This window comes from Litchfieldella qijiaojingensis, from assembly GCF_014651875.1.
GTDB classification, from domain to species: domain Bacteria; phylum Pseudomonadota; class Gammaproteobacteria; order Pseudomonadales; family Halomonadaceae; genus Litchfieldella; species Litchfieldella qijiaojingensis.
The window spans coordinates 44,184-57,732 of the sequence record NZ_BMXS01000017.1; the positions used below are offsets into that span (position 1 = coordinate 44,184).

The window sequence follows — 13,549 nt, forward strand, 5'->3', positions numbered from 1 at the left end:
GCCACGTCACCAACGAAGGGGGGCGCCCTCATCGGGCTGACCCTTGTATTTCCCCTGGCACGGGGATCGTTCATTTCAACATGCCGTTCAAGGCACCATCTTTTCCTTGGTCGTGCGATAGACGCTATCGAGGTGGGCGAGCATGGCGCGTTCAGAGGCATCCGGATCGCCACGCTTCAACTCTTCGGTACCGCTACCCTGAGTTTCGCCGATGGCATCCAGACCCGTGACGGCGACCGCTTCGAGGTCGAACTGCCAGCGCTGGGACGCCCCCTGCGCAACCCAGTGCGCTTCGAGCCAAAAGGCAACGCTACCCCCTGGCAGGTGCGCTCACTCTAGTCGGCGTCATGCCATACCGGATATTGCTGAGGCGCTGCAAGACGGCAACCCGTTGGGGGTGAACCGGCTGGTGGATGGCCAGCGCGAGACCTAGGGGGTTTACAAACCACGCTGCCATGAAAGGGGGCGGCCCGAATGGGCCGCCCCCTTTCATTTGCGGATTCCAGGCCACAATGGCCGCGAACACATTGGCAAGACACGCAAACTGTACCATACTCGAAGTGATAGTCATCCTAGTATCCTGTCATATAGGTATACGATAATAACAAGCAGGAAACGCTTGCCATGCGACTCCAGCACAAAACCGCATTGATCACTGCTGCCGGCCAAGGTATTGGCCGTGCTACCGCCCTGCGCTTCGCCAGCGAGGGGGCCAGGGTCATGGCCACCGATATCGATGCCGACAAGCTCGAGGACCTGGCCATGACGCCAGGCATAGAGACGCATCGTCTGGACGTTCTGGATGCCGGGGCCATCGCGTCACTGGCTAACGAGCTGCCCCCCTTGGATGTGCTCTTCAACTGTGCCGGCCATGTGGCAAGCGGTACTCTAATGGAATGCGACGAGGCCGATTGGGAGTTTTCCCTGGCACTCAACGTCACCGCCATGTACCGCATGATCCGGGCTTTTCTGCCGGGTATGCTCGAGAAGGAAGGCGGCAGTATCGTCAACATGGCCTCGGTGGCCTCGAGCTTGAAGGGCGTGCCTAATCGCTTCGCCTATGGCACCACCAAGGCCGCAGTCATCGGCCTGACCAAATCGGTGGCGGCCGACTACATCGGCCAGGGCATTCGCTGCAATGCCATATGCCCGGGAACGGTGGAATCTCCCTCGCTCAGGGAACGCATCCGCGCCCAGGCCGCGCAGCAAGGGCGCGATGAAGACGACGTCTATCGCGAATTCATTGCCCGCCAACCATTGGGGCGGCTGGGCAAACCCGAGGAGATAGCCGCCCTGGCCACCTACCTGGCGTCGGACGAGTCCGCCTATACCACCGGCACGGCTCAGATCATCGACGGCGGCTGGTTGACCTGAATACCTGAGTGAACGGAATGCAAAGGAACCAACGACAATGAAACTGCTTCGCTTCGGCCCACGTGGCCACGAGAAACCCGGCCTGCTCGACGCGGATGGCGTGATTCACGATCTCTCGGCCCATGTCAACGACCTCGCAGGCCCCCACCTTGGCCGCGACTATCTGAACGAGTTGGCCTCGCTGGACCCCGCTCGCCTCCCTGCAGTGCCAGAGGACACACGCTTGGGGCCCTGTGTCGGCCGGGTCGGCAAGTTCATCTGCATCGGGCTCAACTACTCCGACCATGCTGCCGAAACCGGGGCCGAAGTGCCCACAGAACCCGTGGTCTTCAACAAGTGGACTAGCGCCATCTGCGGCCCCAACGACGATGTCATCATCCCGCGAGGCTCACGCAAGACCGACTGGGAAGTGGAACTTGGCGTGGTGATCGGCAAGGCCGGCCGCTACATCGACGAGGCCGACGCCATGTCGCACGTGGCCGGCTTCTGCGTGGTCAATGACGTTTCCGAGCGTGAGTACCAACTCGAGCGGTGTGGTAGCTGGGACAAAGGCAAGGGCTGCGACACCTTCGGCCCCTTGGGCCCATGGCTGGTGACCCCCGACGAGATTGCCAACCCGCACGACTTGGCCATGTGGCTGGAGGTCGACGGCCATCGTTACCAGGACGGCAGCACCCGGACCATGGTCTTCCAGATACCGTTCCTGATCAGCTACCTGAGCCGCTTCATGAGCCTACAACCCGGCGATGTCATCTCCACCGGCACTCCGCCTGGGGTCGGCATGGGCCAACAGCCGCCGATTTACCTCAAGCCGGGACAACGCATGCGCCTGGGTATCGAAGGGCTCGGTGAACAGCAGCAGTTCGTGGTGGCCGACGAGGAGCGCACGACATGAGCCAAACCATCGCCAGCGATACCTTCGCCCATTCCAGTCTACGCGTACATGCCGCCGATAACGTACGCGTCGCGCTAAAGGATCTGCCCAGGGGTCACGAAGTCGAGGACAAAGGGCGCATCGTGCGCCTCGTCGAATCCATTCGTCACAAGCACAAGTTCGCGCTCGTGGACCTGGCCGAAGGCGATAGGGTGATCATGTATGGGGTCACCGTGGGGCGCGCCACCCAGCCAATCGCCGCTGGGGCCGCCATCACCACCGACAATGTCGAGCACTCCACCGACAGCAGCCAGCCGCAGGGCCGGCATGACCACTGGAATGCTCCGAATGTCGAGGCCTTCCAGGGGGTGACCTTCGACGGCTATCACCGTCCCGATGGCCGGGTCGGCACCGCCAACGTGTGGCTGGTGGTGCCCCTGGTGTTCTGCGAGAACCGCAATATCGAAGTACTGCGCCAATGCGTGGCCGATGCTTTGGGCGAAGACCCCTACCGCGACTACAAACGCATGGCACGGGAACTATTGCATGGCCGGGCGGCCCCCAAGCCGGAGCCAGCACCTCGAGAGCGTCTGTTCCCCCACGTCGATGGCGTGCGCTTCCTGACCCATACCCTTGGCTGCGGCGGCACCGACGATGACGCCAAGGCACTGTGCCAACTGCTGGCCGGCTATATCTGTCATCCCAATGTGGCCGGTGCCACCGTGCTCAGCCTGGGCTGTCAGAAGTCGCAGATCGGCATGCTCAAGGCCGCCGTGGCCGAACGTGACCCGAAAGGGCTGCGTCCGGTGCACTATTTCGAGCAACAGGCCACCGGCAGCGAAGAGGAATTGATTCGTGAAGCCCTGACCACCATCTTCGATGGCTTGGCCGAAGCCAACCGCGTCACGCGCACACCGGCCCCGCTGTCGGAACTGACCATCGGTCTCGAATGCGGCGGCTCCGACGGCTTCTCGGGGCTTTCCGCCAACCCGCTGGTGGGCGCGGTGACCGATCGCCTGGTGGCACTGGGGGGGAGCGGCATCCTCAGCGAATTTCCCGAGCTATGCGGCGTCGAGCACGAACTGATGGCTCGCTGTCGTAATGCCGATGTCGCCGAGCGCTTCCGTCAGTTGATGGACGCCTACCAGCGCCACGCTGCCTCGGTGGGAGCCCACTTCTCGATGAACCCTTCACCAGGCAATATCCGCGATGGCCTGATCACCGATGCCATGAAGTCTGCTGGTGCGGCCAAGAAAGGCGGCGACAGTCCGGTGGTCGATGTGCTCGATTACACCGAACCGACGGTACACAAAGGCCTGAATCTGCTATGCACGCCGGGCAACGATGTGGAATCGACCACCGCCCTGGTAGGCTCCGGCGCCAACTTGGTGATGTTCACTACCGGACTCGGCACCCCCACCGGCAATCCCGTGGCGCCGGTGCTGAAGATTGCCAGTAACAGTGAACTGGCCAAGCGCATGCCGGACGTGATCGACTTCGACGCCGGCCCGATCATCCGTGGCGAAGCACAGATCGATAAGCTGGCCGACGAGTTGCTGAAACTGTGCATCGACACCGCTTCCGGACGCTACCAGCCCAAGGCGGTGCGGCTGGCACAGTATGATTTTATTCCGTGGAAACGTGGTGTCTCGTTATAAGGGAGGTTTGACTGGCCTGCTGAACGTAGTCGAGTTGCAGACACGTTCAGCGGTCAAGCATCAGTCAGGCGCTGTTTGAGCTGCCGATAAGTTCCATAGTGCCGGTCCAGATGGCGACGCATCGCCGCTTCGGCGGCGTCGGGGTCGCGCGATTCGATGGCCTCGACGATCTCGGTGTGCGCCTTCATGGCGGCCTGGTCCTCGCCCTCACGCTGCAAGGCATGGGCACGGCGGTCGTCGAGCCATTCCGAGAGCGCCACGTGAATGGCGTCGAAGATCGGGTTGTGGCCGATGGAAGCCAGCACTCCGTGGAAGTCGTTGTCGGAGCGCTTGAAGCGTGCTTCGTCGCCCAGCGCGCTGCGGTTGTCTTCCAGCGCCTGGCGCAGGTTGGCCAGGTCTTCCTGGCTGGCATGCTGTGCCGCATAGCGGGCCAACGAGATCTCGAACATCGCCCGCGCTTCCTGGAAGTATTGCTGCCCTTCCGACTTGGCCAGCAACTGTTTCGTCACCCCGGAAAGCCTGGCCATGACCGCTTCCGCCGTGGGCCGGATCACCCTGGCGCGTGTCCCACTGTTGATGGCGATCAAACCGAGCCGCTGCAGGTAGAACAAGGCTTCACGCACCGCCGGCCGACCGACGCCAAACTGCTCCATCAGCTCGCGCTCGGAAGGCAGTTGATCGTCCTCGCGCAACCGGCCCTCGAGGATATCCGCCTCGAGTTGCTCGGCCACCTGTTCGGAAAGCGTCTTGCGTTCCACCTTGTATCTGGTCATGCGTTGCGACTCCTGGCCATTCTGTCTCTTTGACCCTTGCCATTGGGTCGTTATCTCTATGTTACTGCATCCGGTCACCGTTCGGCTGCCATGACATGCTCAACGGGGCCACCCCCAGTTCCTCGGCCAGACGCTGGTAGGCTTCCAGATTGGCCGAATCCAGCGGAATGCCCTCGGCGTCACGGTGTGCCTGGCAACGCCATTCGCGATCACCGGGCGCCAGCACCTCGGCACCTTCCAAGGCCGGCTGGGCCCGCAGATCGGCCAGGTACTCGCGCATCCTCGCCCGATAGGTCTCCAGGTCGACGAAGGCCTCGGGTCGCATGACCAGGAAGAAGTGACCGACACCTCGCGGAGTCGACATGTCGGGCCCCGCCATGGGTAACAGCCGGAAGCCGTTGAGCATGCCTGCCAGGGTGGAGCTCAGCACCTCGACGACTCCCGCCAGGCCTGCCCCCTTGAAACCGAACTGAGCGCCACCCAACGGCAGCAGCGAACTCACCTCCGTGGGCTCCGTCGTGGTGTTACCCGCGATATTGGCCGCCACATCGGGCGGTAGCTCGCGGCCAATAGCGGCGTACTGCTGCACACGGTTCCAGGGGATCGAACTGGTCGCCATATCCAGCAAATACGGATTCTCTCCTTCCACCGGTGCGGCAAAGGCAAAGGGGTTGGTACCATGAAAAGCCCCTTGGCCCTGGTGCAGGCGCACGAACGGATCGGAATTGCATACCGCCATCCCGATCAGGCCACGCCGCGCAGCTTCCAGCGGATAGCAACCCGCGGCCCCGAAGTGCGAGGAATTGCCGACCGCCACCGCCCCCATGCCCGTGTCATCGGCCATGGCAATGGCATGCGCGATCGCGGTGTAGCCAGCCAGGTGACCGAAGCCGTCGTCGGCATCCAGATAACCGGTGGCCGGCATGCGGCGCGAGAACGTCATCTGCGGATTCGGGCTCACCCGCCCTCCTTTCACAGCCTGCACATAGTGCGGCAACAAGCGCAGGCCATGACTGTCGATTCCCATGCGCGACGCCGTCAGCAAGGCCCGCGTCACCGCCTCGACCGACGGTTTATTGACGCCGCAGTGTGTCAGCACTCGGCGCATGAAGGCTTCCAACTCCGAAGTGGTGACGTGTGCGGCCTCCTGAGTGTGACTCATAAGGGTTCCTCAACGATAAATCAGGGTGGGCAGCCACATGGAAATGGCCGGCACGAACGTCACCAACAGCAGGGCGATGAACAGCGGAACCAGGAACGGCAGGGTTCCACGCATGCACCTTTCGAAGGAAATGTTCGAGACTCGCGACAGCACATAGAGCACCATTCCCACCGGTGGCGTCAGCAAGCCGATCATCAGATTCAGCACCATGATCACCCCGAAGTGCACCGGATCGACCCCCGCCGCGACCGCCACCGGCAGCAGGACGGGAACCAGAATGGTGATGGCTGCGATGGTTTCCATGAAACAACCAACCACGAGCAATACCAGATTGATCAGCAGCAGGATGACGATGGGGTTGTCCGAGAACGGCCCCAGCAATGCCACGACATGCTGAGTGACCTGATTACTGGTCAGAATCCAGGCGAAGATCGAGGCACCGGCAACGATGAACAGAATGATCGCCGTGGTCTCGATGGTCTCCATGCTGACCTTGAGCAGACGTCTCCAGGTCAGGGTGCGATATACCACCACCCCCAGGAACAAGGCATAGATGACAGCCGCGATAGCGGCTTCGGTCGGCGTGAAGGCTCCGCTGATGATGCCTCCGACGATGATTACCGGCGTCAGTAACGACAGGAAGGCGCGCTTGGCCGACTCACGAAGAAAGCTTACCGAGAAGCGGGCATCACGCGGATACCCCCGACGGCGGGCAAGCAGCGTGATCATGACCATCAAGACCGCCCCCATCAGCAACCCAGGGATCAAGCCCGCGGCGAATAGTTGCCCTACCGATGCCGACGCCATGACTCCGTAGATAACCATCGGCAGACTAGGAGGAATGATCGGTCCGATGGTGGACGACGCCGCCGTGATGCCCACGGAGAAATCCTGATCGTAGCCAGCATCGCGCATGGCCTTGATTTCGATGGTCCCCAGGCCACCGGCATCGGCAACCGCAGCTCCCGACATGCCCGAGAAGATGATGCTGGCCCCGACATTGACATGCCCCAGGCCACCGCGCATCCACCCCATCAAGGCCTTGGCAAACGCAAAGATGCGGGTCGTGATACCACCGTTATTCATTAAATTACCGGCCAGAATGAAGAAAGGAATGGCCAGCAAGGGAAAGCTATCGACCCCGTTGATCATGCGATGTGCCACGACTACGTCTGGCACCTGCCCGCTGAGATAGACATACATCAGGCACGAGCCTGCCAGGCCGATGGCGATCGGAACTCCCATCACCAGCATGGTGAACAGACTGGCAAACAAGAACGCCAGATAATGGCCTTGCCAAGCCAGAAAGGCGCATGACAGTACGGCAAGAACAATGATGAATGGAGGGACCAAGAGGCCGCGCCGCTTGGTGAATGACGTGGCAGGGGCTGACATGGCGATTCTCCTGGGAATTCTTGTCATCGGTCATCTTCGGTGAAGATCAGTTCGCTCGTTCCTTCGCGCCAATGACGGATGGCGACCTGGATGGAACGCACGAGCATCAAGACGAAGCCCGCCAACACGATGTAATAGATGACACTCTTGGGGATATCCACCGACACCATCATGGCGTTGGTTCTATCGGCCAGCTTGTAGGTGATCAAGACCCCCGCGACCAGGAACACGACCCTCACCAGATCGACGATCGTCGACATGGCCAGACCGACGTTTCCCGGCATGTAGCGAAAGAAGAATTCCACCGCGATATGCGAGTTTTTCCTGACTGCCATGGCACTGCCCAGGAAACCCACCGTGATCAGGAAATAACGCGCCATTTCTTCGGTCCAGGCGATGGAGTCGCCCATCACATAGCGACTGAAGAATTGCAGGAATACCACCACCAGCAATACCCAGAACAGGACCAACGTCACATAGTCCTCCGGGCCATAATCCTTGAAGTCGAACTTGTCCTCTTCCTCGGTCTCTATCAGGCCGGCTTCGGGATCCGGAGGCAAACGGTCGTTGGACATGGACGAGACTCCTCGCCACCGCACCCCGCCATGATGACGAGATACGGTGGTCGTGAACGGAAGTGAGAAGGTTTACTGACCAAGTGTTTGCAGGCGATCGTAGGTTTCCTGGTCCCAAGTGGCGGCCTCGCCGTTGTGGTGCGGCAACACTGCCTCACGGAACGGCTCGGTGTTCACTTCGTTGACGGTCACGCCCTGTTCCTCGAACCAGGAGACGAGTTCTTCCTCCTGCTTCAGGATGTCGTCGGTAATACGCTCGCCAGCCTCCATGTAAACGTCACGGAAGATCTCGCGGTCCTCTTCCGAGAGCCGGTTCCACAGTGGTCCCCCAGCAATGGTAATCAGGGAGTCGGTAATATGACCGGTCAGGTTGATGTAGTCCTGCACCTCATAGAATGCCTTGGCCCGAATGGTCGGTAGCGGGTTTTCCTGGGCATCCACCACGCCTTGCTGCAGTGCCAGATAGACTTCAGCGAAGGCGATGGGGGTCGGATTGGCTCCGACGGCTTCCGGGAACATCATGTACATGGGTGCATTGGGCACGCGAATCTTCAGGCCCTGCATGTCCTCGGGCGTATTGATCGGCTTGTTGGAAGTGGTATGCCGTCGGCCATAGTAGTTCATGGCTAGTGGCACGTTGCCCGTGGCATCCTCATAACCTTGAGCGATCTCCTGGAAGAGTTCGCTGTCGGCATAAGCCCGCCAATGGTCGAAATCGCGGAACATGTACGGCGCCCCTGCGATTCCGATGGCCCCGTAGGAGCGTCCGGCAAACTGGTTACCGGTATAGATCAGATCCACGGTGCCCAGACTCAGCCCTTCATTGATATCGGCTTCCTTGCCCAGGGAAGAGGCCGGATGGACCTCGATCTTGTAGCGGCCATCGGTGCGTTCCTCGATTTCATCGGCCGCCCACAGCGCCCACTCGTGATAGGGTTCCGAGGTTTCATAGACATGCGCGAAATTGAGCGTTTCGGTCCCGTTGGCCATACCGGCGGTGCCCACACCCGCCACTAGCAGCGTGGCCGATATCCAACGGTTCCACTGGCGATTGCTCTTGTTGACCATCTTGTTGTTCTCCTTGCATGAAAACGGTGCGAGGATAATTTTCAAATCACCGGAACTGATGGCTTAACTGTATACGTGTCATACCATCATAAAGAAAGCTAGTCCGTCACCTGCCACTCTGCAACCTGACTTGGCGCTAATTTTCGTCACGCTCGCCGCTAGCCGCGACCAATCACCGACCACCTCGATGAAACGGCCCGCCAGCCAAGGCGATACTGTCACACTGTGGATGTCGTTGACGTCCCCTTGCTTTGGCAATAGGGTTGATAGCATACCTATCATACATACAGACCAAGCATAGGCCATTTGAATGCCGGAGGCACAATGAGCACAATAAAGCACGACGATCTGCTGCCACACGACTTGGAACAGGCCCTGTTGGTAGGGCGCGTGTGGCGCACCACTCCCGTCCCTGGCCCAGCACTGGTGGTCGTGCGCCGAGGCGAAGTGCTGGATATCTCGGAGAGCTGTGCCTGCATGGCCGACCTGCTGGATCGTGACGATGCCGCCACCTTCGCCGCCTCGGTTCATGGAGAATCGCTGGGCACCGTCGAGGCCCTGCTTGACAACTCCCTGGCCGAACCGCAGCGCGCGCCCTATTTGCTTGCGCCTTGCGATGTCCAAGCCATCAAGGCGTGCGGGGTGACCTTTGCGGTGAGCCTGCTGGAGCGCGTGATCGAGGAACAGGCCGGTGGCGACCCATACCGTGCCAGCGAACTGAGGGCGGAACTGAACGAGGTGATCGGCCAGGACCTGTCCCGCATTGCTCCTGGCTCTGACGACGCCATGGCGCTCAAGCGAGCCTTGCAAGAGCGCGGAGCCTGGTCGCAATATATGGAAGTGGGGCTTGGTCCCGATGCCGAAGTTTTCACCAAGGCCCAGCCGCTCTCGGCGGTAGGCTTCGGTGCTGCGGTCGGTCTGCATCCGGCATCCCGCTGGAACAATCCCGAACCCGAGATCGTATTGGCGGTGGACGCCGCTGGCCATGCCAAGGGGGCGGCACTCGGCAATGACGTCAATCTTCGCGATATCGAGGGCCGCAGCGCCCTGCTGCTGGGCAAGGCCAAGGACAACAATGCTTCCTGCGCCATTGGCCCCTTCATTCGTCTGTTCGACGAGCGCTTCACCCTGGAGGCGGTGCGCGAGGCTCAAGTCTCGCTGCGTATCGAAGGCGCTGACGATGGCTTCGTGCTAGAGGACAGCAGCGACATGCGCGAGATCAGCCGCGATCCCCTTGATCTCGTCCAGCAGACCATCGGCGCGCATCATCAGTATCCCGACGGTTTCATGCTGTTCCTCGGCACAATGTTCTCGCCAATCCAGGATCGTGACGGCCAAGGCCAGGGGTTCACCCACCATCTGGGGGATACGGTGACTATCGCCACGCCAGCGTTGGGCGCATTGATCAACCGCGTCGACCGCTCGGACCGCCTACCGCCCTGGACTTTCGGCATTCGCCAGTGGCACGCCAGCCTGGCCAAGCGCTACTCTCCATCCAACAAGACGACACCCTGACTTCTAGTATCCAGAACACCCTTGACGGCTGGTGAGACTGCTTGACAGGGATCCGGCGCGCCGGCGGCCACCTTGCGCCGCTGTCGGTAAAGGTCCAGAGCGCCACTACCGAGCAACGCGGTCACGATCACTGCGCCACCGACGAAGGCCAGCGGTGGCGGTACCTCGCCCAGCCACCACCATACCAGCAGGGTGCCAACGAAGGTTTCCAGAAGCATCACCAGGCTGACCTCGGCACCCGGAAGATAACGCGGCCCGGTCTGGATCAACAGATAGGCGCCGGGAAGGAATACCAGCGCCAACAAAGCCAGGCGCTGCAGATCCGCCAGCGACGGCAATATCATGCCACCCATGGCGATGGCCGGTATCAGTATCACCAGGCAACCCAACGGCAGAATCACCGTAGTGTCCACGCCACGCTGGGCACTGGCCACGGTGGTGTTGACCGCGATCGCCAACGGAACCGCCAAGGCCACGACCAACCCTAGGGGGCTGCCGGCACCAAGCTCTCCGACAGCCATCAGACTAGCCCCCAGCACGCATAAGACGATCACGCACCAGGTCTGCAAACGCAGGCGTTGACCGTAGACGACCAAGCCGATCAACCCGGCAAGCAAGGGGGCCAAGTTCTGAATCACCAGTACGTTGCCGGCGGCGGTCAGCCGGTTCGCGGCAACGAATCCCCAAGCGCTGACGGCAAACGCCAATGGGCACCACCACATGGCCGGACCACAGGCACGCACGGCTTCCGGCAAGCGCTTGCCGTAACGCCACCAGGCCACCAGCGATAGCACCGCGAACAACAACAGCGCGCGCCAGAACATGAAGGCCGCCACATCGAGCTGGGTATCCTTTACGAACAACGCATCCGGCGACAACAACATCACGCCGGCGCCAGTGATCAGATAGCCGCGCACGCGCCACGACAACCGTTGCCACATGCCGTCTCTCCTTGGTTCACCCCGGGACTTCGAGTATCAGCTACCCACTAAAAAACACAGGCCGGGGAACGTCCCCGGCCTGTGTGGTTGCGACTGTTGCCACCGTCGACTCGACGGCGGTTTCCTCAGGCGCGTTCGCGACGGCGAATCGGCGCGTCATCCTCGTTACGACGCCGTGGAGCGCGCTCCGGAACCCCACGATCTTCACTGATTTCCAGCGCGCGGCCGGCGACTCGAGCGCGGGCCATCTTGGCCAGTACGCTGGTCGGCAGCGAGCTGGGCAGCTCGACCACGGAGAAGGCATTGCGAATGTCGATGCGACCGATGCGGTTACCTTCGATCCCGCCTTCATTGGCAAGCGCTCCGACCAATTGGCCAGGCTTGACGCCATCCTTGTGGCCCACCGCGACACGATAACGCGTCATACCCTCGCTGGGACCGCGATCCTCGCTACGACGCGGCTTGCCCTCGCGAGGGCCACGCTCGGTGCGTTCGGCACGCGGTGACGGCAACCGGCCAATCGGCGCCTCGTCGGCGCGCGCAATGGTAGCGAAAGCACAGGCCAACTCGAGCGGATCGTGCCCGTCGGCGACCAGGCGCTCGACCAGGCTGCGCTGCTCGTCGGTACCAGCGGTCAGGGCGCCGACCACTCGCTCGCGGAAAACTTCGTCACGATGGGCACGAATCGCCTTCTCATCAGGCAACGGCATATCGCTCATCTGTTGGCCGGTGGCCTGCTCCAGCCAACGCACCTTGCGGGTCTCGCGGAAGCCGGCAAAGGTAATCGCCACACCAGTGCGGCCGGCACGGCCAGTACGACCGATGCGGTGGGTATAGGCTTCGCTGTCCTGCGGCAAATCATAGTTGATGACATGGGTGATGCGCGGCACGTCGAGGCCACGCGCCGCCACGTCAGTGGCGATCAGTACGTCGACCTTGCCGCGCTTGAGACGCATGATGGTGCGCTCGCGCAGGCTCTGGTCGAGATCGCCGGACAGACCGGCGACATTGACGCCACGCGCGGTGAGCTGCTCGACCAGCGTGGTACAGGCCGCTCGGGTACGCACGAAGACGATGGCGGCATCTACCGGCTCGACTTCGATGATACGTGACAAGGCTTCGAGCTTGGCACCGCCTTCGACGCGCACCAGGCGCTGGTCGATGCTCTCGGCGGTCCCCACGCTGGACTCGATCATGACCTTGACGGGATCGACCAGGTAGCGGTTGACGATGCGCTCGATCTCGTCCGGCAGGGTCGCGGAGAAGAACACGCGCTGGGCGTCGGTCGGAGTATCGGCGACCACGCGCTTGACGTCGTCGATGAAGCCCATGCGCAGCATTTCGTCGGCTTCGTCGAGCACCAGTGCGGAGAGACCGTCGAGCTTGAGGGTGCCACGATCGAGGTGGTCGATCACCCGACCAGGAGTGCCGACGACGACCTGGGCACCACGCTTGAGTGCACTGATCTGTTCACGGTATTCCTGACCGCCACACAGGGTGGCCACGCCCATTCCCTTCAGGTTCTGGCCGTACTTGGTAAAGGACATGGCCACCTGTTGGGCCAGCTCGCGGGTCGGCGCCAACACCAGCACCTGGGGTTCGCGACGCTCGAGTTCGAGACGTGACAGCAGCGGCAACGCAAAGGCCGCGGTCTTGCCGGTACCGGTCTGGGCCTGGCCCAGCATGTCGCGGCCTTCCAGCAGCGCCGGGATGGTTTGTGCCTGAATCGGCGAGGGCGTCTCGTAGCCCAGGGTTTCAACAGCGGACAGCACGGCAGGCAGCAGTGCCAATTCGCCGAAGCTCGGCGAGGCGACAGAAGTCGAGGTCATCAATCACACCTTGGTAGGCCGGACATTACCGGCAACAGAATTTGTTGGTGTCCCCGCTCCGACACACGTTCATGCTCGAATCTGCCGCAATGGGGAGATTGTCTAGCGGAGTCTGGGACACCGGTCGCACCTGGCATCAGGTTCATTCGGGCCCACGTTCGGGCCAGCGAACCGCTGTGGCGACCATTCGCGCCGTGCCCGTTCGAGGAGGAACGATGGCACTTGGGCGCTCCATCTACCTATCAAGACGCGCAATTCGTTGCCTGGCGTCTTTGCAAGCGTCGTCCTGCCTGTCGTCTTTCCGACGACCCGCGGCAAGGGCGATCCGTTACGATGGTGGGGTCAGCACATGCGAGGAGTGCGCATGCTATCATCGCTGCCCGCC

Annotated in this window: 12 protein-coding genes; 5 read left to right on the plus strand and 7 right to left on the minus strand. The window is 61.6% G+C overall.

From position 1 onward, the window contains the following. Nucleotides 1–132: 132 nt before the first annotated feature. From IE093_RS15485 to IE093_RS15500, 4 genes are all read left to right on the plus strand, one after another. Nucleotides 133–339 carry a hypothetical protein gene (locus tag IE093_RS15485; RefSeq protein ID WP_422730989.1) on the plus strand — a complete coding sequence of 69 codons (207 nt, stop codon included), beginning with the start codon at nt 133–135 and terminating at the stop codon, nt 337–339. A 285-nt stretch (nt 340–624) separates the two neighbouring features. Beyond that, nucleotides 625–1,374, plus strand: a complete 750-nt coding sequence (locus tag IE093_RS15490) for an SDR family oxidoreductase (protein WP_189470740.1) — start codon at nt 625–627, stop codon at nt 1,372–1,374. 37 nt (nt 1,375–1,411) lie between these two features. Next, nucleotides 1,412–2,269, plus strand: a complete 858-nt coding sequence (locus tag IE093_RS15495; protein ID WP_189470741.1) for a fumarylacetoacetate hydrolase family protein — start codon at nt 1,412–1,414, stop codon at nt 2,267–2,269. Beyond that, a complete protein-coding gene (locus IE093_RS15500) occupies nt 2,266–3,906 on the plus strand; it encodes a UxaA family hydrolase (protein WP_189470742.1) in 1,641 nt (546 codons plus the stop codon). The genes IE093_RS15495 and IE093_RS15500 overlap by 4 nt, the downstream gene beginning before the upstream one ends. Before the next feature lie 53 nt (nt 3,907–3,959). Here IE093_RS15500 and nanR read toward each other — a convergent pair whose 3' ends face one another. The 5 genes from nanR to IE093_RS15525 form a co-directional block, all read right to left on the minus strand. Continuing rightward, nucleotides 3,960–4,679: a transcriptional regulator NanR gene (gene nanR / locus IE093_RS15505; protein WP_189470743.1), complete on the minus strand. Its 720-nt coding sequence runs from the start codon at nt 4,677–4,679 to the stop codon at nt 3,960–3,962. Nucleotides 4,680–4,740: 61 nt separating this feature from the next. Continuing rightward, nucleotides 4,741–5,841 (minus strand): Ldh family oxidoreductase, encoded by a 1,101-nt coding sequence (locus tag IE093_RS15510; RefSeq protein WP_189470744.1) that lies wholly within the window; start codon nt 5,839–5,841, stop codon nt 4,741–4,743. A 9-nt stretch (nt 5,842–5,850) separates the two neighbouring features. Then, the gene (locus IE093_RS15515) at nt 5,851–7,236 is read right to left on the minus strand and encodes a TRAP transporter large permease (RefSeq protein ID WP_189470745.1); all 1,386 of its coding nucleotides are present in this window, start codon (nt 7,234–7,236) and stop codon (nt 5,851–5,853) included. Between the two features lie 23 nt (nt 7,237–7,259). Next, nucleotides 7,260–7,811, minus strand: a complete 552-nt coding sequence (locus IE093_RS15520) for a TRAP transporter small permease (protein WP_189470747.1) — start codon at nt 7,809–7,811, stop codon at nt 7,260–7,262. Nucleotides 7,812–7,883: 72 nt separating this feature from the next. Beyond that, nucleotides 7,884–8,879 (minus strand): sialic acid TRAP transporter substrate-binding protein SiaP, encoded by a 996-nt coding sequence (locus IE093_RS15525; RefSeq protein ID WP_189470749.1) that lies wholly within the window; start codon nt 8,877–8,879, stop codon nt 7,884–7,886. A 324-nt stretch (nt 8,880–9,203) separates the two neighbouring features. Here IE093_RS15525 and IE093_RS15530 point away from each other — a divergent pair, with 324 nt between their 5' ends. Beyond that, entirely contained in the window at nt 9,204–10,394 is a 1,191-nt protein-coding gene (locus IE093_RS15530; RefSeq protein WP_189470751.1) for a fumarylacetoacetate hydrolase family protein, read from the plus strand. Here the strand turns inward: IE093_RS15530 and IE093_RS15535 are convergent. Continuing rightward, nucleotides 10,364–11,335 carry a DMT family transporter gene (locus IE093_RS15535; protein ID WP_189470754.1) on the minus strand — a complete coding sequence of 324 codons (972 nt, stop codon included), beginning with the start codon at nt 11,333–11,335 and terminating at the stop codon, nt 10,364–10,366. The genes IE093_RS15530 and IE093_RS15535 overlap by 31 nt on opposite strands. A 125-nt stretch (nt 11,336–11,460) precedes the next feature. Beyond that, nucleotides 11,461–13,164 carry a DEAD/DEAH box helicase gene (locus IE093_RS15540; RefSeq protein WP_189470756.1) on the minus strand — a complete coding sequence of 568 codons (1,704 nt, stop codon included), beginning with the start codon at nt 13,162–13,164 and terminating at the stop codon, nt 11,461–11,463. Between the last annotated feature and the right edge of the window lie 385 nt (nt 13,165–13,549).

Excerpts from the sequence above, each read along its gene's own strand:
- nanR (WP_189470743.1), bottom strand. The coding sequence starts at position 4,679 with ATGACCAGATACAAGGTGGAACGCAAGACGCTTTCCGAACAGGTGGCC.
- IE093_RS15495 (WP_189470741.1), top strand. The coding sequence starts at position 1,412 with ATGAAACTGCTTCGCTTCGGCCCACGTGGCCACGAGAAACCCGGCCTG.
- IE093_RS15525 (WP_189470749.1), bottom strand. The coding sequence starts at position 8,879 with ATGGTCAACAAGAGCAATCGCCAGTGGAACCGTTGGATATCGGCCACG.
- IE093_RS15535 (WP_189470754.1), bottom strand. The coding sequence starts at position 11,335 with ATGTGGCAACGGTTGTCGTGGCGCGTGCGCGGCTATCTGATCACTGGC.
- IE093_RS15515 (WP_189470745.1), bottom strand. The coding sequence starts at position 7,236 with ATGTCAGCCCCTGCCACGTCATTCACCAAGCGGCGCGGCCTCTTGGTC.
- IE093_RS15500 (WP_189470742.1), top strand. The coding sequence starts at position 2,266 with ATGAGCCAAACCATCGCCAGCGATACCTTCGCCCATTCCAGTCTACGC.
- IE093_RS15530 (WP_189470751.1), top strand. The coding sequence starts at position 9,204 with ATGAGCACAATAAAGCACGACGATCTGCTGCCACACGACTTGGAACAG.
- IE093_RS15520 (WP_189470747.1), bottom strand. The coding sequence starts at position 7,811 with ATGTCCAACGACCGTTTGCCTCCGGATCCCGAAGCCGGCCTGATAGAG.
- IE093_RS15540 (WP_189470756.1), bottom strand. The coding sequence starts at position 13,164 with ATGACCTCGACTTCTGTCGCCTCGCCGAGCTTCGGCGAATTGGCACTG.
- IE093_RS15510 (WP_189470744.1), bottom strand. The coding sequence starts at position 5,841 with ATGAGTCACACTCAGGAGGCCGCACACGTCACCACTTCGGAGTTGGAA.
- IE093_RS15490 (WP_189470740.1), top strand. The coding sequence starts at position 625 with ATGCGACTCCAGCACAAAACCGCATTGATCACTGCTGCCGGCCAAGGT.